1 protein-coding gene is annotated in these 536 nt (G+C 58.2%); it reads right to left on the reverse strand.

All coding sequences use genetic code 11. From position 1 onward, the window contains the following. Nucleotides 1-536: AMP-binding protein (locus NKI72_RS35390; protein ID WP_352852315.1), on the reverse strand; the 536-nt coding region annotated here is incomplete at both ends.

The raw sequence follows: 536 nt of genomic DNA on the forward strand, positions 1-536 counted from the left end.
CCCGCCCCGCCGATATAGAGCTCGCCCACCGCCCCGAACGGCACCGGCGCACCATGAGCGTCCAGCAGGTAGATCCGCGTGTTCGCAATCGGACGCCCGATGGGAATCGAGGCCAGCCCCCCGACAGCGTCTGATATTGCGAATGTGGCACATCCAACCGTCGCTTCTGTCGGACCATAATGATTGATCAGACGCACGTTCGGAAAACGCTCTTGCCAAAACTGCATGTCTCCCGGGATCAAGGCCTCCCCACCGACCATGAGCGCTCTGGTCGGGGCTGGTCCCTTGTCGGCTTCAAGCCGCTTGTTCAGCAGGCTTAAATGCGAAGGCGTCAGCTTGATTAGATCATAGGTCTGACCATCCTCTAAACCAGCAAGCGCATGTATTTGGGCAATGGGGTTGACAAGACGAAGCTTGGCGCCCGCCAACAAAGGCCCGAACAAGGTCGTAACGCCAGCATCAAAGCTGAACGACAGCAGCATGGGCGAACCGTTGCCGGCTTCTTCGTAATGGCTGCGATCCGACCAATGCAAATA

Origin of the sequence: Mesorhizobium sp. M0437 (assembly GCF_040321335.1) — a bacterium.
Classification (GTDB): Bacteria; Pseudomonadota; Alphaproteobacteria; order Rhizobiales; family Rhizobiaceae; genus Mesorhizobium.